27 protein-coding genes and 1 pseudogene are annotated in these 26118 nt (G+C 41.7%); 15 read left to right on the top strand and 13 right to left on the bottom strand.

Annotated features, from left to right (window positions below; genetic code table 11):
• Positions 1 to 83 precede the first annotated feature (83 nt).
• Both HWQ43_RS18160 and HWQ43_RS18155 read right to left on the bottom strand, forming a co-directional pair.
• Positions 84 to 731, bottom strand: a complete 648-nt coding sequence (locus HWQ43_RS18160) for a histidine phosphatase family protein (protein ID WP_292736590.1) — start codon at positions 729 to 731, stop codon at positions 84 to 86.
• A 223-nt stretch (positions 732 to 954) separates the two neighbouring features.
• A complete protein-coding gene (locus tag HWQ43_RS18155) occupies positions 955 to 1686 on the bottom strand; it encodes an ABC transporter ATP-binding protein (protein ID WP_229552279.1) in 732 nt (243 codons plus the stop codon).
• Between the two features lie 177 nt (positions 1687 to 1863).
• Here HWQ43_RS18155 and HWQ43_RS18150 point away from each other — a divergent pair, with 177 nt between their 5' ends.
• Positions 1864 to 2703 carry an Rpn family recombination-promoting nuclease/putative transposase gene (locus HWQ43_RS18150; RefSeq protein WP_292736587.1) on the top strand — a complete coding sequence of 280 codons (840 nt, stop codon included), beginning with the start codon at positions 1864 to 1866 and terminating at the stop codon, positions 2701 to 2703.
• A gap of 2 nt (positions 2704 to 2705) precedes the next feature.
• Here the strand turns inward: HWQ43_RS18150 and HWQ43_RS18145 are convergent, their stop codons facing one another.
• From HWQ43_RS18145 to HWQ43_RS18120, 6 genes are all read right to left on the bottom strand, one after another.
• Positions 2706 to 3497 carry an ABC transporter ATP-binding protein gene (locus tag HWQ43_RS18145; RefSeq protein WP_292736585.1) on the bottom strand — a complete coding sequence of 264 codons (792 nt, stop codon included), beginning with the start codon at positions 3495 to 3497 and terminating at the stop codon, positions 2706 to 2708.
• Between the two features lie 51 nt (positions 3498 to 3548).
• Positions 3549 to 4487, bottom strand: a complete 939-nt coding sequence (locus HWQ43_RS18140) for a branched-chain amino acid ABC transporter permease (RefSeq protein ID WP_292736583.1) — start codon at positions 4485 to 4487, stop codon at positions 3549 to 3551.
• A gap of 40 nt (positions 4488 to 4527) precedes the next feature.
• The gene (locus HWQ43_RS18135) at positions 4528 to 5478 is read right to left on the bottom strand and encodes a branched-chain amino acid ABC transporter permease (protein ID WP_292736581.1); all 951 of its coding nucleotides are present in this window, start codon (positions 5476 to 5478) and stop codon (positions 4528 to 4530) included.
• 7 nt (positions 5479 to 5485) lie between these two features.
• Positions 5486 to 6748, bottom strand: coding sequence for an ABC transporter substrate-binding protein (locus tag HWQ43_RS18130; protein WP_292736579.1), 1263 nt, complete (start codon positions 6746 to 6748; stop codon positions 5486 to 5488).
• 268 nt (positions 6749 to 7016) lie between these two features.
• A complete protein-coding gene (locus tag HWQ43_RS18125; RefSeq protein ID WP_292736577.1) occupies positions 7017 to 7340 on the bottom strand; it encodes a DUF6464 family protein in 324 nt (107 codons plus the stop codon).
• A 228-nt stretch (positions 7341 to 7568) separates the two neighbouring features.
• Positions 7569 to 8075 carry a hypothetical protein gene (locus HWQ43_RS18120; RefSeq protein WP_292736575.1) on the bottom strand — a complete coding sequence of 169 codons (507 nt, stop codon included), beginning with the start codon at positions 8073 to 8075 and terminating at the stop codon, positions 7569 to 7571.
• 468 nt (positions 8076 to 8543) lie between these two features.
• Between HWQ43_RS18120 and HWQ43_RS18115 the strand changes: the two genes are divergently transcribed.
• Positions 8544 to 8939, top strand: a complete 396-nt coding sequence (locus HWQ43_RS18115) for a GNAT family N-acetyltransferase (RefSeq protein ID WP_334904340.1) — start codon at positions 8544 to 8546, stop codon at positions 8937 to 8939.
• 40 nt (positions 8940 to 8979) lie between these two features.
• Here the strand turns inward: HWQ43_RS18115 and HWQ43_RS18110 are convergent, their stop codons facing one another.
• The 4 genes from HWQ43_RS18110 to HWQ43_RS18095 all read right to left on the bottom strand — a co-directional run bounded on the left by HWQ43_RS18110 (position 8980) and on the right by HWQ43_RS18095 (position 14659).
• Entirely contained in the window at positions 8980 to 9810 is an 831-nt protein-coding gene (locus HWQ43_RS18110) for a methyltransferase domain-containing protein (RefSeq protein WP_292736571.1), read from the bottom strand.
• Positions 9807 to 10937 (bottom strand): CO2 hydration protein, encoded by a 1131-nt coding sequence (locus HWQ43_RS18105; RefSeq protein WP_292736658.1) that lies wholly within the window; start codon positions 10935 to 10937, stop codon positions 9807 to 9809. The genes HWQ43_RS18110 and HWQ43_RS18105 overlap by 4 nt, the downstream gene beginning before the upstream one ends.
• Positions 10938 to 11167: 230 nt before the next feature.
• Entirely contained in the window at positions 11168 to 12685 is a 1518-nt protein-coding gene (locus tag HWQ43_RS18100; protein WP_292736569.1) for an NADH-quinone oxidoreductase subunit M, read from the bottom strand.
• Between the two features lie 117 nt (positions 12686 to 12802).
• Positions 12803 to 14659 (bottom strand): NAD(P)H-quinone oxidoreductase subunit F, encoded by a 1857-nt coding sequence (locus HWQ43_RS18095; RefSeq protein WP_292736567.1) that lies wholly within the window; start codon positions 14657 to 14659, stop codon positions 12803 to 12805.
• A gap of 657 nt (positions 14660 to 15316) precedes the next feature.
• Here HWQ43_RS18095 and HWQ43_RS18090 point away from each other — a divergent pair.
• From HWQ43_RS18090 to HWQ43_RS18050, 9 genes and pseudogenes are all read left to right on the top strand, one after another.
• Positions 15317 to 15625, top strand: a complete 309-nt coding sequence (locus tag HWQ43_RS18090; protein ID WP_012410633.1) for a carbon dioxide-concentrating mechanism protein CcmK — start codon at positions 15317 to 15319, stop codon at positions 15623 to 15625.
• Positions 15626 to 15719: 94 nt separating this feature from the next.
• Positions 15720 to 16064: a carbon dioxide-concentrating mechanism protein CcmK gene (locus HWQ43_RS18085; RefSeq protein ID WP_010995041.1), complete on the top strand. Its 345-nt coding sequence runs from the start codon at positions 15720 to 15722 to the stop codon at positions 16062 to 16064.
• 6 nt (positions 16065 to 16070) lie between these two features.
• Entirely contained in the window at positions 16071 to 16373 is a 303-nt protein-coding gene (locus HWQ43_RS18080) for a EutN/CcmL family microcompartment protein (RefSeq protein WP_094327600.1), read from the top strand.
• Between the two features lie 88 nt (positions 16374 to 16461).
• Positions 16462 to 18117 (top strand): annotated as a pseudogene (locus tag HWQ43_RS18075) (ribulose bisphosphate carboxylase small subunit); the annotation flags it as partial.
• A 99-nt stretch (positions 18118 to 18216) separates the two neighbouring features.
• Positions 18217 to 18474, top strand: coding sequence for a ribulose bisphosphate carboxylase small subunit (locus HWQ43_RS18070; RefSeq protein WP_292736656.1), 258 nt, complete (start codon positions 18217 to 18219; stop codon positions 18472 to 18474).
• Between the two features lie 181 nt (positions 18475 to 18655).
• Positions 18656 to 19432, top strand: coding sequence for a transferase (locus HWQ43_RS18065; RefSeq protein WP_292736565.1), 777 nt, complete (start codon positions 18656 to 18658; stop codon positions 19430 to 19432).
• A 57-nt stretch (positions 19433 to 19489) separates the two neighbouring features.
• The gene (locus tag HWQ43_RS18060) at positions 19490 to 20278 is read left to right on the top strand and encodes a BMC domain-containing protein (protein WP_292736563.1); all 789 of its coding nucleotides are present in this window, start codon (positions 19490 to 19492) and stop codon (positions 20276 to 20278) included.
• A gap of 244 nt (positions 20279 to 20522) precedes the next feature.
• The gene (locus HWQ43_RS18055) at positions 20523 to 21464 is read left to right on the top strand and encodes a LysR family transcriptional regulator (RefSeq protein ID WP_292736561.1); all 942 of its coding nucleotides are present in this window, start codon (positions 20523 to 20525) and stop codon (positions 21462 to 21464) included.
• Positions 21465 to 21585: 121 nt separating this feature from the next.
• Complete coding sequence (locus tag HWQ43_RS18050) at positions 21586 to 23220, top strand: mucoidy inhibitor MuiA family protein (protein ID WP_292736559.1); 1635 nt, start codon at positions 21586 to 21588, stop codon at positions 23218 to 23220.
• A 46-nt stretch (positions 23221 to 23266) separates the two neighbouring features.
• Here HWQ43_RS18050 and HWQ43_RS18045 read toward each other — a convergent pair whose 3' ends face one another.
• The gene (locus HWQ43_RS18045) at positions 23267 to 23716 is read right to left on the bottom strand and encodes a pYEATS domain-containing protein (RefSeq protein ID WP_292736557.1); all 450 of its coding nucleotides are present in this window, start codon (positions 23714 to 23716) and stop codon (positions 23267 to 23269) included.
• A gap of 486 nt (positions 23717 to 24202) precedes the next feature.
• Between HWQ43_RS18045 and HWQ43_RS18040 the strand changes: the two genes are divergently transcribed.
• The 4 genes from HWQ43_RS18040 to HWQ43_RS18025 all read left to right on the top strand — a co-directional run bounded on the left by HWQ43_RS18040 (position 24203) and on the right by HWQ43_RS18025 (position 26097).
• Positions 24203 to 24352 (top strand): hypothetical protein, encoded by a 150-nt coding sequence (locus tag HWQ43_RS18040; protein WP_292736555.1) that lies wholly within the window; start codon positions 24203 to 24205, stop codon positions 24350 to 24352.
• A 107-nt stretch (positions 24353 to 24459) separates the two neighbouring features.
• A complete protein-coding gene (locus HWQ43_RS18035) occupies positions 24460 to 24630 on the top strand; it encodes a ssl1498 family light-harvesting-like protein (protein WP_292736553.1) in 171 nt (56 codons plus the stop codon).
• A 369-nt stretch (positions 24631 to 24999) separates the two neighbouring features.
• On the top strand, positions 25000 to 25170 hold the full coding sequence (locus tag HWQ43_RS18030; protein WP_292736552.1) for a ssl1498 family light-harvesting-like protein: 171 nt from the start codon (positions 25000 to 25002) through the stop codon (positions 25168 to 25170).
• Positions 25171 to 25371: 201 nt separating this feature from the next.
• A complete protein-coding gene (locus HWQ43_RS18025; protein ID WP_292736550.1) occupies positions 25372 to 26097 on the top strand; it encodes a Uma2 family endonuclease in 726 nt (241 codons plus the stop codon).
• The last annotated feature ends 21 nt before the right edge of the window (positions 26098 to 26118 follow it).

Raw genomic sequence — 26118 nt, 5'->3', positions numbered from 1 at the left:
GAATTTATTCGTGAATTAATTACTTTTTTTGTAGGATATACCCAACGTAGCAGAAGGCATGAACGCAAATCTCTATCAGAGGTTTAAGCAAATCGAATAACTTCTTCTATGTGGGTTAAATGGGAAGTATCTCCCGTTAGCTCTAATAACCATTCTGGGTCTTGGCGTACCACTTTTACCAGAGAACACAAAGAAGCTTTGACTTCTGTTTTGGCAATTTCCCCCACTAGTCCCATTGCTCCGCCTAACACAGATGCACCGTGCGCCACTAGCAGTATATCCTCTGGGAAGAACTCAGTAGCTAAACATCTAGCAGTTTGCCCAGAACGTTCTCGTACTTTTTCGTGAGTTTCAGGATATTTGGCGGCAATGCGCGAAGTATAGCTGCTGTCAATTCTGGGGAATAACTTTGCTAAAGCTGGAGTTGACAGTCTTTCGGGTTCTTCCGTCATCCAAACTGGATTTAGCCATTCACTCAAACCTGTTTCGAGTTTAATCGATAAGTTGAGCATTTCTGCAACTGCGTTTGCCGTTTGTACCGTTCGCAAGAAAGGAGAAGCGAAAATATGTCCAATCTTTTCTCCTTTCAATCGTTTAGCTAATTGCTGTGCCTGCACCATCCCATCATCAGACAAAGGTGGATCGTAGCGTCGTTCGGCGGTGAGAAACCAATCGGGGTTTACGAAGTCGAGGCGGTTAGCGTGTCTTGCTATCCAGACTATTTGACTCATGGGTTTAATGATTCCGGTGAATAGAATTCGCCGCTAAACAAATATATAGATATCTGCAAGGAGGGCTATAAATATTAATATATTATGACAAAATCGTAATAATTTTTAATAATACTAACGATTAGGAAAAGTTATAAGTAGAAATTAGTTAAGATTGTGTAAAGAACTCAAATGTAAGTACCAGACTGGGACGGTTCAAACCAAACTCCACGCTCAATATTAATTATCCTAAATAAGCTTTTTTAACTCGCTCATCACTAATTAATTCTGATGCTGCACCTGTTAAAGTTATAGAACCAGCCTCTAGAACGTAACCGCGATCGGCAATTTGCAGCGCCAAATTCGCGTTTTGTTCAACTAACAAAATAGTCACGCCTGTAGCCCGGAGATTTTCAATAATAGAAAAGATTTCCCGGACGATCGCAGGTGCTAAACCTAAGCTAGGCTCATCTAAAAGTAACAGTTGTGGTTTACTCATTACAGCACGTGCGATCGCTAACATTTGTTGTTCACCACCGCTGAGGGTTCCTGCTAGTTGATTGCGTCTTTGTGACAAGCGCGGAAATAGCTCAAATTGGCGCTGAATATCTGCTTTTATCTCAGCTTGATTGGAGCGAATATAAGCACCCAAAAGTAAATTATCAAATACTGTTTGCCGCGCTAATACTCTACGTCCTTCAGGACAATGGGCGATACCAAGTTGTACAACTTCATGAGTTTGGCGGCGGTTAATATTATGTCCATTATAAATAATTACGCCACTTTTAGGATTAACTACTTTAGATATGGCGCGGAGTGTGGTAGTTTTACCAGCACCATTAGCACCAATTAGAGTAACTACCTCGCCTTTTTGAATAATTAAATTAATTTTTTTGAGAGCTTGGATACCGCCATAATTAACATCAAGTTCTTGAACTTCTAAAATTGTATAGTTTGGCTTGCTATCGGCTTTCATCGGCGGTTTACATCCAGAAATGTTGATTCAAAACCTAACATACATCAATCATACATTTCTTAAAACAGTGCGTAGGCGTACCCCGTCGTAAGACATTGCTGAAACTTCAAACCAACGCCATAATACCGCAATCTTTATGATGTACTATTAATTACTGATAAAGATAGCAAGCGTCCTGTGGCAAAAGTAGCAGATATTGGTAGCAAGCGACTAATTAATTTAGCTCCCGATGCATGGGTACAATGGGTGACACAGCGTCCTGAAGTCGTGGCGAAAGAAATTCTCGGCTCTGAGTTTCATTGGATTAGCCGGGAAACAGATGTGTTAGTGAAAGCATACAGTGCTACTCACGGAGATTTTTTAGTATTAAATGAACTACAGTTGCGTTACACGGCACAGATGCCTCTACGGATGAGAGCATATACTGCCTTGGCACAAGAACGCTATCGATTGCCAACTTACCCAGTACTGATCAACATTTTGCCGCCCCCATCCACCTTAAGTATTGTCAGTAGTTACGAGCAGGAATTTTTGGGATTACGTGCCATCCAAGATTATCGCGTGATTAATTTGTGGGAAATCGATGCTGAAATAGTCTTTCAGCAACCACTACCATCGTTGTTACCCTTTGTGCCAATCCTGCGAGGAGGGGGAGAGGTATCAGTTGTGCAACGCGCATTACAGGCGCTACGAGCAGATGCACAGTTGAACGAGTTAGAATCATTGCTGGCATTTTTTGCTAGCTTTGTGTTAGACACGCCTTTAGTGCAACAAATCATGAGGTGGGATATGGCAGTATTGCGAGAATCGCCTTGGTATCAGGAAATTGAGCAAAGAGGTATTCAGCAGGGTGCGCGACGGCAGCTAATCCGGGTATTGGAACAACGTTTTGGCGAAATTCCTCATGAAGTGGAAGTAAGGTTTGAGGGCGAGAGTGTGGAAAAATTAGAAAATTTAATGGATAGCGCGATCGCTGTGAGTTCTTTAGACGAATTTGTAGTAATTTTGTCTACGTAAATTCATTCATTTCCCAAATAAGCTTCAATTACAGCCGGATCATTTCTAACTACAGATGGTTCACCCAAGGCAATTAATTGACCAAAATCTAGTACAGCAATGCGATCGCACAAACCCATAACTAATGGTACATGGTGTTCTATAAGGACGATCGTCAAATTGAAGTCATTGCGGAGGCTACGGATAAATTCACTCAATTGCTGCTTTTCGTTAGGGTTCATCCCCGCCGCAGGTTCATCGAGAAGTAAAATTTGTGGTTGTAATGCCAAAGCGCGGGCAATTTCTAGCCGTCGCTGATCGCCGTAAGCAAAGTTTTTGGCTTTTTCGTCAGCGCGATCGCTCAATCCCACCAAATCTAATAAATCTAAAGCTTTTTGCTTAGTTTTTAATTCTTCACGAGGTGCTGGTGGTAATCCAAAAACACCTGTAATCATATTACTTTTAGTGTGTAAATGTCGGGCGATTATCACATTTTCTAACGCTGATAATTCCCCAAATAAGCGGATATTTTGGAAGGTACGGGCGATACCTAAAGCAGCAATTTGATGAGGACGCAGTTGAGAAACTTCTGCGCCTTGATAAATTAATTTACCGCTAGAAGGTGGAATAAAGGCAGTAATCAAATTAAACAGTGTTGTTTTGCCAGCACCATTAGGACCAATCAGTCCAAAAATCTCATATTTATTTACACTAAAAGATACATTATTTACCGCTACTAAACCACCAAAGCGACGAGTTAATGCTCTTGCTTCTAAGACAATACTGTTATTAGTTACTGAAATACTATGTGACATTTTTGCATACTATTATGAATATAAAACTTACGCAATAACTCTCTAAAACTCTTATTCCTTTGCGTGCTTGGCGGTTCGTTTTTTTCTTTGAAAAACATCTGGAGTAATTAGCCCTTGAGGGAAAAAGATTGTACCTATTACTATTAAAAAGCCAAAAATAATTAATCTACCATCTCGCAAAAACTGCGCTAACCAATTAGGTAAACCACCAGTATCAGCAAGGCTTCGCAGAATCTCTGGTAAAGCTGTAAATACCATACCTCCGACTACTGGTCCTAAAAAACTTCTCGAACCACCAATTAAAACAAAAGTTAAATATATAATACTACTATCAAAAGTACCTTGGCGAGCATTCCAGGTATTGAGGAAGTGAGCGCTAATTGCACCTACAACCCCTGCAAGTATCGCCCCTAATGTAAACGCTAAAACTTTGTAATAAGTCGGATCAATCCCCATTGCACCCGCAGCTAATTCATCTTCACGGATCGCGATAAAAGCTCTTCCTACGCGGATACGTTCTAAACGATAAAGTAGCACCATACTAATTAATAGTAATGGCAACGCAATCCATAAATATTCAAGTTGTGTTTGGAAAGGTTGAGGAATGCCAAAAATCCCAACAGCACCGCCTGTAATATCTAGATTGAGGGAGATGACGCGTAGAACCTCCACAAAAGCGATAGTTGCGATCGCTAAATAAATTCCTCGCAATCTCAATGCCGGAATTCCCACCATTACACCCAATAATCCAGAAATTACACCAGCAATTAACATCTCCAATAACAACAAGGGAATTGGAAATAAACTACTGCTAGATGTAAAAACTTTTGTAGATAAAATTGCTGCAATATATCCACCTAAAGCATAAAATCCTGGACTAGCTAAAGACAATTGTCCTGTCATTAGCGGTAAGTAAAGCGATAACCCTAGTAACGCCCCCAATACCATAGAGACAATTAAAGAAGCGTAAGTAGCGAAAAAATCAGCCATTTTATTTAATATGTATATGTTTTCATAGCGCTACGTCTATTTAAACTTTCTGAATAAACCGCCGCCCTAACAAACCTTGAGGTCTAACTAATAGCATGATAAACAAAATTGCAAAGGCTACTGCGTCTTTATATCCAGAATAATCAGCAGGGACAAACGCCTCAACTAATCCGATTAACAAACCTCCCAACACTGCACCGGGAATACTACCTAAACCACCTAAGACAATTACCGCTAAACCCCGCAAACCAAAAGCAATGCCGAAATATGGCCCTGCAATACTAACACTAGAGGCAACTAAAGTTCCTGCTAATCCTGCTAAAAAACTGCTGATGAAGAATGTTAGGATGATAAAGCGATCGCTATTAATTCCTAATAAACTAGCTGTAGTTGGATCTTCTGCGATCGCTTGCATTGCCTTACCATATTTAGTTCGATTGATAAAATAGGTAAGAATTGCCACGATCGCTACTGACACAGTAAAAATTACCACCTGAACACTGCGAATCGGAATTGGGTTTTCTGGACTACCAAAGTTAATCGCAGGTGGCAAATTACCGTAAGTATTTGCGGGGTATGTGTAACTTTCCGCGCCTATTAAATACTGGATTAAATTTACAATTACCACTGCTGCTCCCAAGCTGGAAACAACAGTTAGCAAAGGATCGGAGCCTTGACGGCGCAAAGGTTGAAAAGCAACGCGTTCCATCACTACCCCTACCAATCCTGCTAAGGTGCTTCCTAAAATTAAGGCTATAGCAAATGGTAATTTTATCGGCAAAGCTGCATTAGCCAGCAAGCCATTAAATCCAAAGTTTCCACCCATAAGCGCATAAGTGAAATATGCACCCAAGGTGAAAATCGCGCCATGAGCTAAATTAATAATGCCCAAAATAGAATAAACCAAGGTATATCCCAAGGCAAAAATTGCATAGACGCTGCCAATGGATAACCCATTTAATAATTGCTGCAAAAAGATATTGATATTCATGTTGCAACTATTTTAGAAATGTGAATTTACCTTGACTCCCGTCTTTTTCCATTTTGATTTGAGCAACATAGAAATCTTTTTGCACAACTTCACCTGTGGGAGTAAAACCAATTTCACCCAATGGTGTATTGTATGATCCTTCAAGTATTTGTTTGTTTAACTGTGTCCGTAACTCTGGTAGCTGTAGTTTGTTGATTTTGCTCTTTTTATCTAAAGATTGGAGTGCTTCGACATAAACCTGCACTGCTGCGAAAGCTTGGGCACTAAATTGGGGTGGTTCTTTTTTATATTCTTCAATATAGGCTTTACGAAACGCCGCGTTAATTTCACCTGGATGTTCTGGACTGTAGGCTTGAGCAATCAATACGCCATCACAAAGTGCTTTACAAACTGGCAATAAATTCGATGTATTTAGACCATTACCACCGACAATTAAGCCTTTATAACCTAGTTCCCGCAATTGCCTAACTAAATTACCACCATCAGCAGCCAAGCCAGAAATAATTACCAAATCTGGTTTGAGATTAATTGCATTGGTCGCTTGACTTTGAAAATCTGTATCACTGGTTTGGAATTTTTGGACTGTTACCAATTCCAGCCCTTGATCCTTAACTGTTTGCTGAAAAATTTCTGTTTCTGACTTGCTAAATGCATCATTTTGGGCATAGAAAACTGCAACTTTTTTCAATTGAGGATTTTGCTTAAGTGCCGCTTTCACCGAATTAGGTGCAACAATGGAAACTGGTGCGGAAACACGAGCAACGTAATCACCAATTTCAGGAATATTTTTAGCAGTATTTGATGGCCCAATAATTGGTACTTTTGCCCGTTCGCCAATCGGATCGGCACTAAAGGCTTGCTGTGACAAAGTTGGTCCTACAATTCCAATAACTTTATCTTTATTAATTAGAGTTTGAAAAGCGTTAATTGCTCCTGCTTCATCACCGCTAGTATCTTGAAAAACTAATTTAATTGGTGTGCCATTAACACCACCTTTACTATTGAAATACTTTTGGGCAAGTTTGGCTCCAGCGACTTGCTCTTGACCCAGTAATGCCACATTGCTAGTTTGGGCAACACCAATACCAATAGGAATAGCACCTGATAATGTACCCGTTGTCGCTGGGGTATTGCTTGCAGTGTTATTTGGGGTAGTATTTGGAGTATTAGTGGGAGAATTTGTGACTGTACTAGTACCACCACCACAGCCTGTTAGTAGTAAAGCGCAAGTTGATAATAATGCTGTTGTCCGAGCGATCGCGTTGTTCATCGTTGGATAATCATCTAGTTATGAGATATTCGGCAAGAGTTAATAGCAAAGTTCATAATCTGCAAACAGAATAATGCAGATTTACGCTTTTGCACGAATTCTATTAAATCATTCTTATTTCACCATGCAAAGAGAAATATTCAAAGTGCTTGTAAATACAAATTATTATAATTAGTAATGATTTTATCATTCCCCGGTTCTACTGCTATGAAGTCGCTGGAAAACTATCCGCGTAATTTTAGGTCGGTTAAGTATTGAGTGAGGAATCTTAAGTGCTTTTTTCATTACCAGTTAATTCTCTAGGTTCGTAGTGACGGCAACCGTTACATGGTCCTTCGGGATTGATAGCACAGCGGATGTAGCCAGACCTAGCATTAAACTTGCAGCTGATATCGCCAATCAGATAACCTACCCCTTCTAAATAATAGCGATCGCCTTCCACAGGTCTGACGTTGTGCCGTCCCTGTACCACTGGAAAATTCATGGCTGCTTGCCTCATCCGCAAGCGCGATCGCTGGGTTCTACGGATCATCCACAGAGAAAACAGGGACGGTAAAAAACCAACGGCAATCACTAAAAGTGTCTTTAACACCTTCTTTTTACCTCTTCTGTGCGCTGATTGATTGTCCCTGATGTTACACTCTGGTTTTACGGAAGTGCAAATATTAGGGCGGCTTTGTTTCTTTGTCACCAACTATGGTTGCAAAGAAATAATGGCAGTGTGGTATCTAGCAATTTTGAGGAATAAGTTCCTTCTGCCACTTCAATCAGCATAACTGTTACAACCTCAAGGGTGAGATGCCGTTGAATGTTGATAATTTTAAGATTTGTTTACTAACACCTTTTTAAACAAGCATTTTGTGTCAGCCTCAACCCCACTCTTGTTTTTTGTCTGTGGCTGCGATGCTAATCTTTTTTTGGTTTGCTGACGAAGTTGCTGTGCTAACTGTGTGGCTTCCCTTTCGGCTCGGAATAAATCAACTTTTCGCGTCGTCAGAATAAATGAGTTGTCAGACTTTCGTTTCACCCAAGGAACGCTAACTGTAAAATACTGACAAATATTTTTGTATGGCTCCTGATTTAGAGTTGGGTAACTTTTTTGAGTATTTAGGGTGTTAGCGATCGCTTTCAACTCGAATATCGCTGCTTCTAACTCTCCTGCCATCTGATTGATACGTTCAACTTGTGCAATCAAACGCTCTCCTTCGCTGATGATTTTTTCCTCTTGGGGTCGCAGTGGCACTATAGCAGTAGTTACAGATTTAGGCTGCAACAACGAAACTTTTCGCAAAATGGGCTTTTTGTCAATGTTTTGGATTTTTTGCATACTACCTCAAACAAGGCTAGCTGACTTGTAAGGCATTTTAGCAGCAAATAGTACTTTTGTACTAAAATATTTTCTTTGGCTACGGTGTATACACAACTCGAATTACCCCCCTTAATCCCCCCTTATAAAGGGGGGAAACCGGAAATCCAGTTCCCTCCCCTTTCTAAGGGGAGGGTTAGGGTGGGGTAAAACCCAGATTCATCAGGTATTTCAGACTTGTGTATACACCGTAGTAAGCTTGGGAGAGGGATTTGGGTGAAAGCTCATTGATTCATGCAAGAAGTCTATTATGATGAAGCCAAAATAGTGCCTTCAACTGGGCTTCACTATGGAAACATTCAGACTCATCAACACTGATAATATTGTTAATTAGAGTTAGCGATCGTTAATTAATTTATGAGAATAAGAATATACGAAATAGCTGATACCAAAGAAATTATGAAATTGTTCTACGATACTATTCACGAGGTGAATATTCGTGATTATACAGAAGAACAGGTAGCTGCTTGGGCACCAGCAAACATGGATATTGAAGTTTGGATTAAAAGTTTAGGAAGTAAGTTTACTTATGTAGCAGAAGAAGACAAAATTATTGGTTTTGGAGAATTAGAGGCTAATGGCCATATTGACCGTTTCTATTGTCATAAAGATTTTCAAAGGAAAGGTGTTGGTAAGAAAATCTTAGAACAGATTGAATTAAAAGCAAAGTCTTTAGGAGTGGAAAAGTTATTTACAGAAGCCAGTATTACAGCTAAACCTTTTTTTGAGAGTCAGGGATTTATTGTTATCAAAAAGCAAGAGGTAGAGCGTAGAGGGCAAAAGCTGATAAATTTCGTCATGGAAAAAGACTTCAAAAATTACTAAACTCATCGGATTCAAGTAATTTAAAAAAAGTTGTTCTAGCTTATGGTTTATGACCTACAGCCAGAATTACAGAAGCGGGAATTTCCACACCATTTTCTATGACATACTTTGAGGCTCCCTCGATAATTGCGTTTTCAATATTACGCCGTTGCTCATCGCTTTGCATTGCCAACATCGACCCTAGACGCGCCGAACTTACAACAATCTTTGGCATCACATCTTCAGGTGTAGAGAAAGTCCACTTGATGGGCAGTTCTGTGACAGACACCTGAGTGAATCCCTGAGCGCTTAAAACCATTTCGCATTCAGTGGGGTCGCCAAAGCGAAACAGGGGTGGCCCAGAAGGTAAATCCACATCCATACTGCCATAAGTCTGCACCGAACCCAGTATCAGAGCCATAAACGGATTACGCGTTGGCGGTGTCCAGCAGGTGAAAGCGTAGCGCCCTCTCGGTTTGAGTACGCGAAAGGATTCAGCGATCGCTTTTTCTGGGTTTGGGAAATGAAGGATACCCAAGCTACAAACCACCGCCTCAAACTGGCCCGACTCGAAAGTTAGGTTCTCAGCATCCCCATGATGGAATGATTCTTGAGGACATCGCTCTTTGGCAATGTCCACCATCTTCTCTGCAAAGTCTAATCCTGTTACTATAGCCTGCCGCTTTAGTGCTGCGGCACTAAGCCATCCCGTTCCGCAAGCCACATCCAGCAATCGAATACCAGACTTAGCTTCGACGGCATCCAAGATGGCTTCATCAACCTGAGAAGTCACACTAGCGATCGCGCGATCGTATTCTTGAGCTACAAGAGAAAATTTGTCGCGCTCAAATTGCTTGAATGCCTCGTGAGTAATGGTGGAATCATCTGTCATTTATTGACATCCAGCAACCGCGAAGTTTGTAACCGACTCATCCACTTCTCTAAATAAACTCGATTATCTTTTTGCTCATTTGGATCTTTAGTATCTAAAGGATGAGGCATCAGTCCCAAAATCGTTGCTGTCGTCACGCAAAACATCGATTTTTGGAAACTTATGCAAATTTGGACTCGCAAATCATCTTCACCCCGAAGACTGCGACGATAAATTTCGTGCAAATACTCTGGAAGATAATGACGCATATCTTGCATCAACAAGGTAGGAGGAATACCTGCGCCGCCGATGGGTAAAGGATCGGCATACAATGCGCCATATTGAAATCGGGTTTGATCTGGGGGAATTTGATATCCTTGGGCATTGTATGAAACAGTGCCGTGGAAAGGAGTTCCCCGGAAAAATACTGCTTCTACATAAGGTATTGCTGTATCTGCTAAGAAGGTCAAACCAACGCTTTTGGGAATGATTTCATAGACCTTACCTCGAATTTTGACAGCGTAGGTAATTGGGTTTGATGCATTTGCCACTAACCCTGCTTTAATGTGTTCTACAACTTGGGGAATCGATTTGATTTCGCCTCGGTCATAGCGGTCTGATAAGTTAAGGAACATATCAGCCATGACTCGCCAGAATTGACCTAAACCAGTGTAGTAAGCAGAAACGCGCAAATGTTCTGTTAAAAAATCTGGAAACAGTTGGTTAATACTCTGAATGAAGGGATTATTTTTAAATTTTGCGTTAATAACGGCTTGCGCTCTTTCTTGAAATTCTTGTGTATCTAAATACGTATCTAGTCCGCCGCCACCATGCCACATCATGCCTTTCATGCAATATTCGGCATATTCAAAATTAATTCGGTCATGCCACCAGTGACGGAGTAATTTCTGAAAAGAAACCTCTCCATTAAAGTATTTAAAAAATGGGAAAAATACTAAAAACTGATGTTCGGCAATATAGTTAAGATTTTTTGAGTAAGCATCTAAAACTACCCCATAGCTTTTAAGAATACCCACAACTTCCAGCACATTATCTGGACTATCGGGGAGTAATGCGTCTCCTTTTTGTAGACGTTCAATATACTCAGCTAAAGGATTGTGAGGAGCTTTTTTTTTAATAGTTACCATTGCCATCTCTCCAAAAAGTTTTGTCATTTGTCATTTGTCATTTGTCATTGGGCATGGTTATTCTCCTTGTCCCCTTGTCCCTAATCCCTAGTACAGCGCGGCGGAAGTAAACCACCCCTTCGGGTTCGGCAGTTCCTCATGGGGGGAACCCCCAAGACCGGACTGCCTCACCATTTCAAATCTATGAAACGCTTACGCTGTATTCATTTTTAATTTTTAATTTCTAATTTCTAATTCCGCCTTGCGGTACTAGTCCCCATTGCTTTATCCAAGGACACTGCTAATACGACGTTTTGGGTATTTACCATTGCTGTAATTGTTGGTTCAGTCCAACGCACTAACCAACCAGGTTGAATGCCGAAAATCACAATCAGCACAGCTAAAATTGCAGCTGGGATGCGATCGCTCCAATACACACGTGGTAAGTTGGTAACTTGTGCAGATAAACGTCCAAAAAAGGCGCGGTTGACGAGAATTAAGAAGTAAACTGCGGTTAAACCAGTACCAAGCATACATAACAGGGTTTGCACTGGAAAAACTGGGAAACTTCCCCGATAAACTACGAATTCGGAAATAAACCCTAGCATTCCTGGTATACCGGCGCTGGCCATGACTCCGACAATCATCAAGCTACCGATTACTGGCATACCCCGTTCTGGGTTCAGTAATCCTTGAATGATTGCTAAATCACGGCTTCCGGCTTTTTTATACACAACTCCTACGAGCAAAAACAGCATGGCGGAAATCAAGCCGTGGCTAATCATTTGCATCACAGCACCCAATACACTTAAAGGTGTGGCCGCCGCCGCCGCTAAAAGCACATAACCCATGTGTCCAATGGAGCTGTATGCTACCATTTTTTTCATATCGGTTTGGGCGATCGCGCAAGATGAACCATACAGTACGCTCACTACAGCCCAAGTCGCCAACCAAGGAGCCAGATAAGCCCAAGCTTCTGGTAATAAGTTCATGCCAAAGCGCAGTAAGCCGTAAGTTCCCAACTTCAACAGCACCCCAGCCAATAGCACGGAAATCGGTGTGGAAGCTTCAACGTGAGCATCTGGCAACCAAGTATGGAAGGGAACCAAGGGAATTTTAATTCCAAAACCGATTAAAATTCCCGCTAGCAATAAAAGCTGTGTTCCTAGAGGTAAAGTTGTCGCATTCAAGGTTGCTAGTGCAAAGTTAGAGGAACCACTTAGCCAAACCATTCCGAGGAAACTTGCTAAGAGCAGGATTCCCGAAACGGCTGTATAAATGAGAAATTTAGTCGCAGCATAACCCCGTTTGGCGCCACCCCAAATGGCTATTAGCAAATACAGTGGAATCAGTTCCAATTCGTAAAACAGGAAAAATAACAGTAAGTCCTGTGCTAGAAAGGCTCCTGTCACCCCAGCGCTTAATAATAGTACCAAAGAGTAATAAAATTTAGGACGCTGTAGCGATTCATCGCTGCTGTAGATGGCAATGAAAGTTAACAATCCATTTAAAACCAGTAACGGCAAAGATAAACCATCTATCCCAAGGTTATAGTTCAAACCTAAAGCATCTACCCAAGGGAGAGACTCGGCAAACTGTTGAGTAATTTCCCCTGGATGAAACTGAATCGCTAGTACGATTGTCCACAAGAAAGCGATAATGGCAAAAACCAAAGCCACCCCACGGGCGAATTTCCCACTGATGCCAGAGGGGGAGAAACCAATTAAAGCTGCGCCGATTAACGGCACTAGAATTAAAACACTAAGCATAGACTTTAGGTAAGGGGAGCAGGGGAAGTAGGGGAACAGGGGAGCAGAGGAGCAGGGGAGCAGGGGGAGAATAATAACTCCTAACTCCTAACTTCTAACTTTTCACTCCTAACTCGCTTAAAAAGGCAATTTATCTAGTAAACCCAATGACCAACTGATGAATAAGCCCAGGACGCTGACAACTGCTAGGATGGTCAACATATAGCCCTGAGATTGCCCAGAAATGCTGTACTTTAAGGTTTGTCCGCCGAAAATTGTTGCAAACCCAACTAAGTTTACTAAACCGTCAACCAAGTAGCGATCGCTCCAAGCAGAAATTTTAGATAGCAGTGCTACTACACTGACCACGGTTACAAGATAAACTCGGTCAATATAAAAATCATAACCTAATAGGTCTTGCAGAAATCTCCACGCCAAGATTCTGGATCTTGACCAAGCTTTGTGCAGATAAACTGTACACCCTACTCCTACCCCCACTACGGTAGAACTAAACAAGGCTAACACCACATACCAATTAATACTTTCCCAGTCTGGTAGTAAGTACCATTGCTGTAGCATCAGAGGTAGAAGCAGAGTCAGCACTGTCAGAAACACCATTGGTAAGGCCATCTGCCAACCAACTTCTGGGGTGCGACGGGTTTTTTGTTGCGGTTTACCCCAGAAGACTAATCTAAATACTCTCGTCAAATTTAATGCTGTCAAACCATTGACTAATATTAAAACCCCAATTACCCAAGGGCTAATATTCACGAAACCGTCAGCCCATGCTAGCATTGACCAGAAACTTCCCAAGGGGAGGAGTGTTACCATCCCGGCTGAACCAACTACAAAGGCTGTAGTGGTAGCTGGCATCCGTGACCACAAACCGCCCATTTCTGTTAAGTCTTGGCTTTGGGTAGTTAAGATGACTGAACCAGAACTCATAAATAATAATGCTTTGGCGATCGCATGAGCTAACAGCAACATCAAGGCTACACCCCCTTGCTGTAACCCCACCGCTAAAAACACTAACCCCATGTATGCACTGGTGGAATGAGACAGCGATCGCTTAATGTCAATTTGAGCTATGGATACTAATGTGGCCCCAATCGCTGTCACCGTACCCATGACTACCAAGGCATTCAAGGCAACTGGCGACAGCGCTAATAATGGTTGAAATCTATACAGTAAATAAGCACCACCAGCTACTACCAGAGAGTTCCGCATTACCGAGGCGGGGTTGGGCCCTTCCATTGCCTCATCTAACCACAGGTGCAGTGGAAATTGGGCGCATTTACCAGCAGGCCCAGCAATTAACGCCAACCCCAACAACGTCGATGTCATTGGACTTAAATTAGCTGTTTGTGCCCACTCATATAAATCCGAAAAGTTCAAACTCCCGGCTAAGGTAGAAAGTGTTACTACAGCCATCAGCAGCAACAAGTCTCCTACCCGTTTAGTCCAAAACGCATCTCGCGCCGCAGTCACTACTAAAGGTTGAGCATACCAGAACCCCACCAGCAAGTAAGTCGAAAGCGTCAGTACTTCCAAAAGGGCATAGCTGAGAAACAAAGAATCACTGATTGCTAGACCACTCAGCGCCGCTTCAAAAAATCCCAGCAGCGCAAAAAAACGCGCTAACGACCAGTCCTTTTCCATGTAACCCAGAGCATAAACTTGTGCTAGTAAGCTTAACCCTGTAATTAAAACTGTTGCCCCAATACTGACCGGCGATAGTTCCAAGGCAAAAGATAAGTCTAAATCTGCTGCTTTGAACCAATTTATTAGTAAGTTTTCTGGATCTCTATCCCAGATATTTTTAAATAGAAACAGGCTATGGACAAAAGCTAAAACGGTCGTCAATAAGTTTAAGTATGCCGCAGGTCTTGGCCCTGTCCGCTGAATTATTCCTATTCCCCACGGCAAGGTCAAAATTGCGCCCAATAAGCTATAAAAAGGCACAAACCAACTTGTTGAAAATAGAAATTGATCCATTTAAATTACCTTTATGACTCAACCTTAATTTTAAAAAAAATTAAAACCAATTTTTTATTTAATAAAATTAATTTACCAAAATCCCGATGTTTTTTTACTATTATTTTAACTAAACTTACAGAAGTACTTTTACTTAACGTTACCCTATTAAATATAAATAAAATATAACTTTACATAAGTAAAAGCATTTACTTGCCTTAATATCACCGACCTTTTTACATTTGTATTTCTACTTTGACCAAAGTACTTTATACGATATATTTGAAAAAGTTATATATGTTTCACCTAGTCATTGTACACTTAGAAATATTTGAGAAAAGATAGATACAGCAAAACATACAGCCGCTGCTTACCCTTCATCAGATAGGATTAGCCTTGGTTATGAATGTCGTTTTGTAAATGTGATAAAGAAATTATAAAGCATAAGTGCCTGCTCAAGGAATCTGTAAACTTTAATTGCTCAGAAGCCTAGATAACTTTTTGTTAAGTTTTTTAAAACTTTCTTATCATAAACTATTATAGTAATTTATATTGCCAGGAACGCCAAGCTTTCCTATGCTTAATTTGGAAGTGTTTTCTTAGCTATAAGATCAGGCTCTCCCCGTCAAAAAATTCAAACGACAGTACAGATTGCATTAATTTTGTAGGAGTTCTGCGATGCCAATTGCAGTTGGAATGATTGAAACGAAGGGCTTTCCAGCAGTGGTGGAAGCTGCTGATGCGATGGTGAAAGCCGCCCGTGTCACCTTAGTAGGGTATGAAAAAATTGGTAGCGCTCGCGTCACCGTGATAGTCCGGGGAGATGTATCGGAAGTGCAAGCTTCTGTAGCAGCTGGGGTTGAAGCGGCAAAAAGAGTCTTTGGTGGTGAAGTGTTATCCACTCACATCATTGCTCGTCCTCACGAAAACCTGGAATACGTCTTGCCGATACGTTACACAGAAGCGGTGGAACAATTCCGTACTTAAAAGCTGTTTAAACATAAGTAATTAACGCTCTTTGCCTGAAAAGAGCATCACTTTTGTCCAAGGCTAAAAAACTTTGAAATAGGGATTAAAACTAATGTCAATTGCAGTGGGAATGGTTGAAACGCTAGGTTTTCCAGCAGTAGTAGAAGCTGCTGATGCGATGGTGAAAGCTGCCCGCGTCACTTTAGTAGGTTATGAAAAAATCGGTAGTGGTCGGGTGACGGTAATTGTTCGGGGTGACGTTTCGGAAGTGCAAGCTTCTGTGGCCGCAGGAGTTGAATCTGTAAAGCGAGTCAACGGCGGACAAGTTCTGTCTACTCATATCATTGCTCGTCCTCACGAAAACTTGGAATACGTCCTCCCAATTCGTTATACCGAAGACGTAGAGCAGTTCCGGGAAAATGTGAATGCAATTCGTCCTTTTGGTAGAAGACCGTAATTTGTAATGCAAATTGCCAAAGTTCGCGGCACAGTAGTTAGCACCCAAAAAGATCCAACTCTTAGAGGTGTGAAACTACTATTGTTACAATTAGTAGATGAAAACGGCAATATCCTACCAGAGTATGAAGTAGCAGCAGATATTGTGGGAGCAGGAGTAGATGAGTGGGTACTCATCACTCGTGGTAGTGCCGCTCGTCAAGTTGTTGGCAATGAACAGCGTCCATTGGATGCAGCAGTGGTGGCGATCATAGATACTATTTACGTTGAAGATCGCCTCATTTACAGCAAAAAAGATCAATATCGATAGTCATTAGTCATTAGTCATTAGTCATTAGTCATTAGCTCTCGACAAAGGACAAATGACTAATGGCAGACAATACAGGAGGAATCTCGCGATGGCAGTCCGCAGCACGGCGGCACCCCCAACCCCGTGGTCAAGGAATTTAGCTGAACCCCAAATCCATGAAACTTCCTTTGTGCATTCCTTCTCCAATGTGATTGGGGATGTACGAATAGGTGCAAATGTAATCGTTGCTCCGGGGACTACGATTAGAGCGGATGAAGGCACACCTTTTTATCTGGGTGAAAACACCAATATTCAAGATGGTGTTGTCATTCATGGGTTGGAGCAAGGCCGAGTAATTGGCGATGACCAAAATAAATACTCAGTATGGATTGGTAAAAACGCTTGCATTACCCACATGGCTCTAATTCACGGGCCAGCTTATGTAGGTGATAATTCCTTCATTGGCTTTCGCTCTACGGTATTTAATGCCAGGGTGGGTGCAGGTTGCATCGTGATGATGCACGCTTTAATTCAAGACGTAGAGGTTCCCCCTGGTAAGTATGTACCTTCGGGAGCGATAATTACCAGCCAGCAGCAAGCCGATCGCTTGCCAGATGTGCAAGATCAGGATAAAGAATTTGCTCATCATGTGGTTGGAATTAATCAGGCATTGCGAGCGGGTTATCTCTGTGCTGCGGATAGCAAATGTATAGCACCCATCCGGGATGAGAACGCTAAATCTTATACAGGTAATGGTATTACTGTTTTAGAGTTGGAAAGGAGTAGTGAAGTGTCGAGCAATAGCTTGGGTGCAGAAACAATAGATCAGTTGCGGTATCTATTGGGGCAAGGGTATAAAATTGGTACGGAACACGTAGACCAAAGACGTTTCCGCACGGGTTCTTGGACTAGTTGCCAACCAATCGAACCGAGATCGCTCGGTGAAGCGATCGCAGCATTAGAAAGCTGTGTAAATGACCATAGCGGCGAGTATGTCCGACTGTTTGGTATTGACAAAGATAGACGACGTGTGCTAGAAGCCATCATCCAACGTCCCGATGATGATGCAAAACCAGCTACCAGCTTTAAAGCGCCGACTGGTCGTAGCAATAGCAGTTACAGCAGCAGTAATGGTAACGGCAACAGCAACGGTTCTAGCAGTGGCAAAGTCAGTGGCGAAACTCTAGAGCAAATCCGCCAACTCTTGGCAGGTGGTTACAAAATTGGCATGGAACACGTAGATGAACGTCGTTTCCGCACTGGTTCCTGGACTAGTTGCACGCCAATTGATGCAACTTCCACAAATCAAGTCATCTCCGCTTTGGAAGAATGTATAGCAAGCCATCAAGGCGAGTATGTACGTTTAATCGGTATTGACACCAAAGCCAAACGGCGGGTATTAGAAACCATTATTCAACGTCCAAATGGTCAAGTAGCTTCCTCTGGTGGTCAGAAATCATTTACTACTAGTACAGCACCCTCTGGTATGGGAACAGCTAGCAGTAACCGCTTGAGTTCTGAAGTAGTAGACCAACTCCGGCATTTATTGGCTGGTGGCTCAAAAATTAGCATTGAACACGTAGATCAACGGCGGTTCCGTACAGGTTCCTGGACTAGTACCGGTCAAATTCAAGCCTCCTCAGAAAGAGAAGCGATCGCAGCCATAGAAGCACACCTCGGCGAATACGAAGGGGAATATGTACGTTTAATTGGTATTGACCCGAAAGCCAAACGGCGGGTATTAGAGACCATTATCCAACGTCCAAATGGTCAAGTAGCTTCCTCTGGCGGTCAGAAATCATTTACTACTAGTGCAGCACCCTCTGCTACGGGAACAGCAACAGCAACAGCAACAGCTACCCGCTTGAGTTCTGAAGTAGTAGACCAACTCCGGCAATTATTGGCTAGCGGCTCAAAGATTAGCATTGAACACGTAGATCAACGTCGGTTCCGTACAGGTTCCTGGACTAGTACCGGTCAAATTCAAGCCTCCTCAGAAAGAGAAGCGATCGCAGCTGTAGAAAGACAACTCGGCGAATATCCAGGGGAATATGTGCGCTTAATTGGTGTTGACCCCAAAGCCAAACGTCGGGTATTAGAAACGATTATTCAACGCCCATAGTAGTGCTGAGTTAAAAGTGCTGAGTGCTGAGTTAACACTTTTTAAAGACACCAGTCAAAACAACTGTAAACTCAGATTTTAGAACATACTAATTACTCAGCACTCAGCACTCAGCACTCAGCACTCAGCACTCAGCACTCAGCACTCAGAACTTCATCCGGCTTCCGAGGTTAAAATTTCCATGTCTGTGCCGCTACTGCGCCTCAGCAATAACTTTGATACTTATATTAGTGGTGAGGTGACTATTCATCCAAGCGCGGTACTTGCACCTGGGGTAATCCTCCAAGCGGCTGTAAACAGCAAGATCGTCATTGGCCCAGGGGTCTGTATTGGCATGGGAGCAATTCTCCAAGTCCATGAGGGCACCCTAGAGGTAGAAGCAGGTGCAAACCTGGGAGCCGGTTTTTTGATGGTTGGCAAAGGCAAAATTGGAGCAAATGCTTGCATTGGTTCTGCGACAACAGTTTTTAACTATTCGGTTGAACCTGGACAAGTAGTACCACCTGGTTCAATTTTAGGAGACACCAGTCGGCAGATTGCTCAAACAAAGGAACCCGAACCATCTACAACAAATAGCCCAGGTTCTACAAGTACGCCACCGCCTAAGGAAGAAGAAAATGGCTTAGGTGGAGTTCAGGAAAAGGTAGTTTCCTCAACTAACTTCTCAGCTTCGGCTTTTGTAGATTTCAAACAAAACAAGTCGATTTCTTACTTTAAATCTCCCGCCACTCCCGAAAGTCAGTCTCCTCCCGTGGAGGAACCGACCAATGATGCTGACTCCACTTTGGAATCAGCCGCCCAACCGTCTACAGAGCATAACTTAGACCCCAGTCAGCCAGTCGCAGAATCCCCTAACGGTTTTGGGACTCAAATTTATGGACAAGGGAACATAAGCAGACTGTTGACCACATTGTTTCCTCATAGACAATCCTTGAGCGACCCAAACTCTGACGATTAGTCCGAGTAAGTGTTAATTGTAAGTTGTCGGCTTTTTCCGTATTTTGGAGAATTCATCATGGAAACATACAATCAACGGCCTATTCGTACCATCGAGGGAACTAGTAGTCAAGAAACCTTTCAGGATACTGCTTTGGGTTTAGTTTCTACCCGCAGCTTTCCAGCGATCGTTGGGACGGCGGATATGATGCTGAAATCGGCCGGGGTTCACCTCGTTGGCTATGAAAAAACTGGTAGCGGTCATTGTACTGCGATTGTTCGGGGTGGAATTGCTGACGTGCGTCTAGCGGTAGAATCGGGTGTGCAAACGGCTGAACAGTTTGGTCAGTTGGTTTCTAGTTTGGTGATTCCCCGACCTTATGCCAACCTAGATATAGTGCTTCCCATCACAACCCGTTTCACTAAATTGATGCAAGAGGGCAATTATAGCCGTCTGAGTAATCAAGCAATTGGTTTGGTAGAAACGCGAGGATTTCCCGCGATGGTCGGAGCGTGTGATGCCATGCTCAAAGCCGCTGATGTTCATTTAGCAGCTTATGAAAAAATTGGTGCAGGTTTGTGTACAGCCATTATTCGTGGTTCCGTAGCGAATGTGGCGGTAGCAGTGGAAGCAGGAATGTTTGAAGCAGAACGGATTGGGGAATTGAATGCAGTGATGGTAATTCCTCGACCGTTAGATGAAATGGAGTTAACCCTGCCATTAGCAAACTGCTGGATAGAAAAACGCGAACCGTTAAACTTGCCAGTGAATATTAAAGAACAAGTTGCGGAAATCGAGGTACTAAGATTACCAGACTTAACCAAGCTACCGACAAAAGTTCAAGAAGAATTATGGAATGATGAATGATGAGTGATGAATTTTGGAAAATCATCATTCAGCATTCATCGGGAGATGGAAGGCATCTTACGCTTTAGCTGTTCTGATAATAGCTTCTTGAATCCATAAGTAAAATACCTTTATTTAATATAAATGATAGAGTTTTGTCTATGGATAAAACTGGTAACTTTCTGTGAGCATCACTATATCATTTGCCAGTGTTCAGCAATACTAGTTTTATATCTATTAATCGCTATATATAGGAGAATCACCCTTGAACCAAGCGACGCTGCACCAGTTAAAGGTGTTCGAGGCGGCGGCACGGCACAGTAGCTTTACTCGTGCTGCTGAGGAATTGTTTCTCACCCAACCTACCGTTTCTATGCAGATCAAGCAACTAACAAAATCGGTAGGATTGCCATTATTTGAGCAAGTGGGGAAGCGGTTGTATCTGACAGAAGCCGGACGGGAATTATTTGCCACTTGTCGGCAGATTTTTCACAATATAGCCCAGTACGAAATGAAGGTGGCAGATTTAAAAGGGCTAAAACAGGGCCAATTATGTTTGGCAGTGATTACAACAGCAAAATATTTTATCCCACGTTTATTAGGGCCGTTTTGCGAACTTTATCCAGGGATTGATATCTCGCTACAAGTAACAAATCACGAACAAATTTTGGAACGGATGAGTCAGAATCTGGATGACTTATATATTATGAGTCAAATTCCAGACAATATCGATGTGACTTGTGAACCATTTTTAGAAAACCCTTTGATAGTCTTTGCACCGACTAATCATCCGTTATCTAAAGAAAAAAATATTCCTATACAACGCCTGTCTAACGAACCTTTTATTATGCGGGAACCAGGTTCAGGAACTCGTCGCGCCGTCCAAAAGCTCTTTGAAGAACAAGGTGTGACGGTAAAAGTCAAGTTAGAATTGGGCAGTAACGAAGCAATTAAACAAGCGATCGCAGGTGGTTTAGGTATTTCTGTTTTATCTCGTCATACCTTACTGTCAGACACTTCAGAGTTTAGCATTTTAGATGTACAACACTTCCCCATTCAGCGACATTGGTACATGGTTTATCCATCTGGCAAACAGATATCTATCGTCGCTCGTGCCTATTATGAGTATCTACTAGCTGCGGCAAAGAATTTTGTCGACCAAAATTCTGATACTGCTTCTAATACCCTTGAACCAATTCACGGGTAAGAGAATTCGTAATTCGTAATTCGTAATTATGAATTACGAATTCCCTAAAGGGGTTGACTGTTAGACTGGGAAACATTGACAATTAACCAGCAGCATCATTAAAAATGGGGGAAAACTGGCAGTGGTTAACCCGGAACTACCGTCTTGGCGCAAAACAGTACAAAGCGAGATTGTAGCTGTTACCGTGTATTCTGACAGAGCATTGGTTACACGACGAGGTGTAGTTTATTTAACAGGAATTGAACAGGAATTAGTAATTACCCCAGTGCCCATAACTCTAGAAACTGAGTCTGTCAGAGTTAGTGGTACAGGTACGGTAGGGGTGCGCTTGGTGGGAGTTAGTAGCGATCGCATCTACACTACTGAACCTATAGCGGAGCGAGTAGCACATTTGACAAGACAGATTCAGCAATTAGAAGCAGAAAAACGCCACCTACAAGCTCAGGTAGATGCTTTAGCATTGCAGTCTAGTTTTATTGCCGGCTTACGGGAAAAAACAGAAGAACCCTTTTCACAGAGTTTGTCTCGAAAAAATCTTAGCCTCAGCGAAACATTGGATTTCCTCAACTTTCTCGGAAGCCAGTATAGTGAATATGCGATCGCATCTGGAGAGTGCAAAATCCAACAGCAGGAATTAGACAAACAACTGCAAGCACTCTACACCTCATTGCAAATAATCCAAACGCCCCATCCTAAAGAGAGTTTTAGCTTAGTTGTAGCCGTTGAAGTCGCGGGTGAAGGCGAATTTGAATTAGAGGTATCCTACATAGTAAATCGTGCTAGTTGGAATCCGCTTTATGACTTACGGTTTAGCACTACCAGCGATATTGTGCATCTGAGTTACCTTGCAGAAATCACTCAAAGCACTGGCGAAGATTGGATTGGTGCAAATCTTACTCTTTCTACCGCTAAACCGGGATTAGGTACACTTCCACCCAAACTTGAACCCTGGTATATTGATACGCCACTTCCTCAAAGAGTGCGACGATCTCGACTAGCTGCCGCCCAGCCACCACTGCTGCCTAGCATACCAGAACCGCCTGCTTCTGCTGCCAGAGCTGATTGGCAAGAAGAAGACGAAGTTACAGAGGATAGTCTTATCCCAGCAGAAACCGTTACAGCAGAAGTATCCAAAGAAGGTAGTGTAGTTACCTTTAAATTGAATGGCGCTGGTAACATTCCCAGCGATGGCGCACCTCATAAAACTACAATTTTCAATGATGATTATCCTTGTAGCTTCGATTATGTAGCAATGCCGCGCTTGGTAAGCTTTGCTTATCTACAAGCGAATGTGAAAAATAGTTCCAACGGTACGACTTTGTTACCAGGCAAAGCGAATATTTTCCGCGACAACGTTTTTATTGGGACAACTCAGTTAGAAAATATTGCACCAGGGCAAGAGTTTAAACTGAACTTAGGAATTGACGAAGGTTTAAAAATTGAGCGCGACTTAGTTGAGCGCCTGGTAGATAAAAGATTAATTAGCAACCAGCGCCGGATTACTTATAGTTATCGGTTGATTGTTACTAACTTACTAGAGAAAGAAGTAAATCTAAAATTAACTGAACAATTGCCAGTTAGCCGCAACGAGCAAATTAAAGTACGCCTCAGTCGCAGCAACCCACAAATTCAACTCGGTGAAATGGGAATTTTAGAATGGCTGTTAACTCTTTCACCACAAGAGCGACGAGAGATATATTATCAGTTTAATGTTGAACATCCGCCTGATTTAATGGTAGTCGGGTTAGATATTTAAGGAATCATAAAAAATAAATTCTCTAATAGTTATTAGTGTGTGTTAATTACTCTGGTGGGCGTCCTGGTAGATCGAGATAGCGAGTCAGCCATAACGCTTCTTGATTTTTTCGTTCAACGTATGCAATTACCGTGAACTCTCCCCAAATATTCAGCCAGAGTTCAAACTGATTATTATGTGACTCAGTAGCAATAATTTGCTTTTTAAAAGAGTTATGTAAGCGATAGGTAACGCGAATACAATTATTAAAATCAACTTCTGAATAAGCTTCTAGCCAAACCTTAACCCGGTAAAGTCCACGTTTGTCTAAAGTTTTGGGTGCAATCACCTTAGATGTATGAATTAAATAGACACTCTCATCAATTCCTGTAGAGTGTTTTTGATAATGAAGAACTTTTTCATTAATATCTTCAGGGATAGTTATACCACTCACACCTTCCGAAGTTGCAGTCCTTACCTGTGCATTTTTGATCGCTAGTGGAGCATCTAACTCCACAAAATTTCCAAATTTAACTGGAGAACCATCTTGGATTCTTGCGATAAAAGCATTAAATAAGCTACTAATTTGTTCGCTAAAATTTTTATTACAGCACTTCCTGCGGCTATGAGGTACATCCTCAAAGCTGAAAGCTATGATAGGAGAGGGGCAAGAGGAAAATCGTATTGCATAATAGCCGGAAGCGCTGTAATATATCTGATTATAAAAACCCAAAATACTAACCAGACTATGGTTTGGCAGAAAGGAACCCAACTCGCACCTAGTAGGTTTACTCCGTCCTGTTCCCTTTTGAGAATTGGGGATGGCGGTGGTTCAGAGGTTTGTGCAATATAAATAGTCTGAAAATTAGTAATTTTCATTATGTTGTTAAACCAAATATATCCAAAGCCAAGCTTATCACCAATAATAGCCAGTTAGACGTTGGACAGGGGAATCACCTTTTTCACCTAATATTTTTAGTTTTAGCTCAAACTCTCAAAAATTTTGGTACTCTCTTTTTTCATATATAAAACGCGATTTAACCTATCAGTTCTATTTTCTAATTCACCATTTTTTACCTGTCATTACAATACGATCGCCATTTTTCCTCTGTCTAGAGGAACCGCTTCGCCAGAATCTGCGATCGCTGATTAATCAATTTTATCGAAGCTATTAGTCTTTTTTTGTCAAGCCATCTTGACAGTTTGTAACAAAACTATTATATTTCGTTACATAAGATAACAAAACAAAAAAAGAAAACTATGTATACCACCACTAACGAAGACGGCATTCTCAACAACTACGCAGCAGAACCCAAGATGTACTACGCTGAGTACCCGGCAATTTGGGAACAACGTAAATACGTTTTACAGAGTCTTTTTGCAACTTTAATTGTCACCGCTTTAGTTTTGGTTAGTTTTAGCGTTAGCTAAGATTTTTAAATTTCGGTATCACTGTATCTCATTGTCATTCATACTTCTCTCTGTCACCTCGGCTAGTTTCGCCGGGGTTTTTTGTGTTTTATGTATCTTAAACGGTAGTAAGTAAGCGTACAGAATTAATTACAGTCATTGCGAGCGAACATTTCGCAACTCTTGGAGACGCTACCGCGTAGCTTACTTCCCCGTAGGGGTACGCTGCATTCGCAATGACATTGTGTAATTAATTTTGTTTATTTACTTAGTATACTGATAAGTCATTTTTATATTTACCATCAGTCTTTTTTTGTCAAGTCCTGTTGACGATTTGTAACAGAAATATTATATTTATTTACATAACTAAACAAAAAAAAAGAAAAAACTATGTACACCACCACTAACGAAGACGGCATTCTCAACAACTACGCAGCAGAACCTAAAATGTACTACGCTGAGTACCCGGCAATTTGGGAACAACGTAAATACGTTTTACAGAGTCTTTTTGCAACTTTAATTGTCACCGCTTTAGTTTTAGTTGGTTTTAGCGTTAGCTAAGATTTTAAATTTCGGTATCGTTGTATCTCATCGTTAATCTCACTTCTCGACTTTACCTCGGCTAATTTAGCCGGGGTTTTTTGTGTTTTATGTATTCCAAAGTGCGAGTCGTATATTGCGTTTTAAAATAACAGCGTTGCTCCTGACAACAAACCACTGGTGAGCCATAAAATAAAGACAAATCAATAAAAGGGGGTGTTTATGGCAACCCAACTCGGTGAAGCTAAATCTTCAACAGAACTGGTAATATCTTGGGAAGCATTGCCCGCAGATTTTCACCTAGAGGATGAACCACTGGAAAATACAGGTCAGCCACTATTGGCTGGTGCTTTGCGCGAAAGCCTTGAGATAAGTGGTTTCATCCAACCGCAGATGTTGATAGCCTCAAATTTTGGACTTTGTGCGACGGTAAACGGACAATTTGTTGCTAAAGCACCCGACTGGGTTTATGTGCTATCGGTAAATCAGGTTTTAGGAGAACGCAAAAGCTATACACCCAATTTAGATGGAGATATTCCGGCAATTGTGATGGAATTTCTCTCTGACACTGAGGGTGGAGAATACTCTTTTAAGCGAACCTATCCACCAGGAAAATGTTTTTTTTACCAGCAGATTCTTCAAGTCCTAATTTATGTAATTTTTGACCCAAATGGCGGTTTGTTAGAATTTTACCAACTCGAAAATAGACGCTACGAGTTAAAGCAACCTGATGAAAATGGCCGTCATTGGATTGATTCAATGGGTTTATTTCTGGGAACTTGGCAAGGAACAAAAGAAGCCAGAACTGGTTATTGGTTGCGCTGGTGGGATGAGGCAGGTAATTTATTACTTTGGGCAGTGGAACAAATCGAACAGGAACGTCAACAAAAAGAACGGCTAATTGCCTATTTACAATCTCAAGGTATCGATCCAAATAATTTGCCTTAGCAGATAAAAATAAAATTTTCA

Source organism: Nostoc sp. JL31, assembly GCF_017114965.1.
GTDB lineage: Bacteria > Cyanobacteriota > Cyanobacteriia > Cyanobacteriales > Nostocaceae > Nostoc > Nostoc punctiforme_A.
The sequence above is the reverse complement of the archived record's forward strand: the minus strand, read 5'-3'. Positions and strand labels throughout refer to the sequence as shown.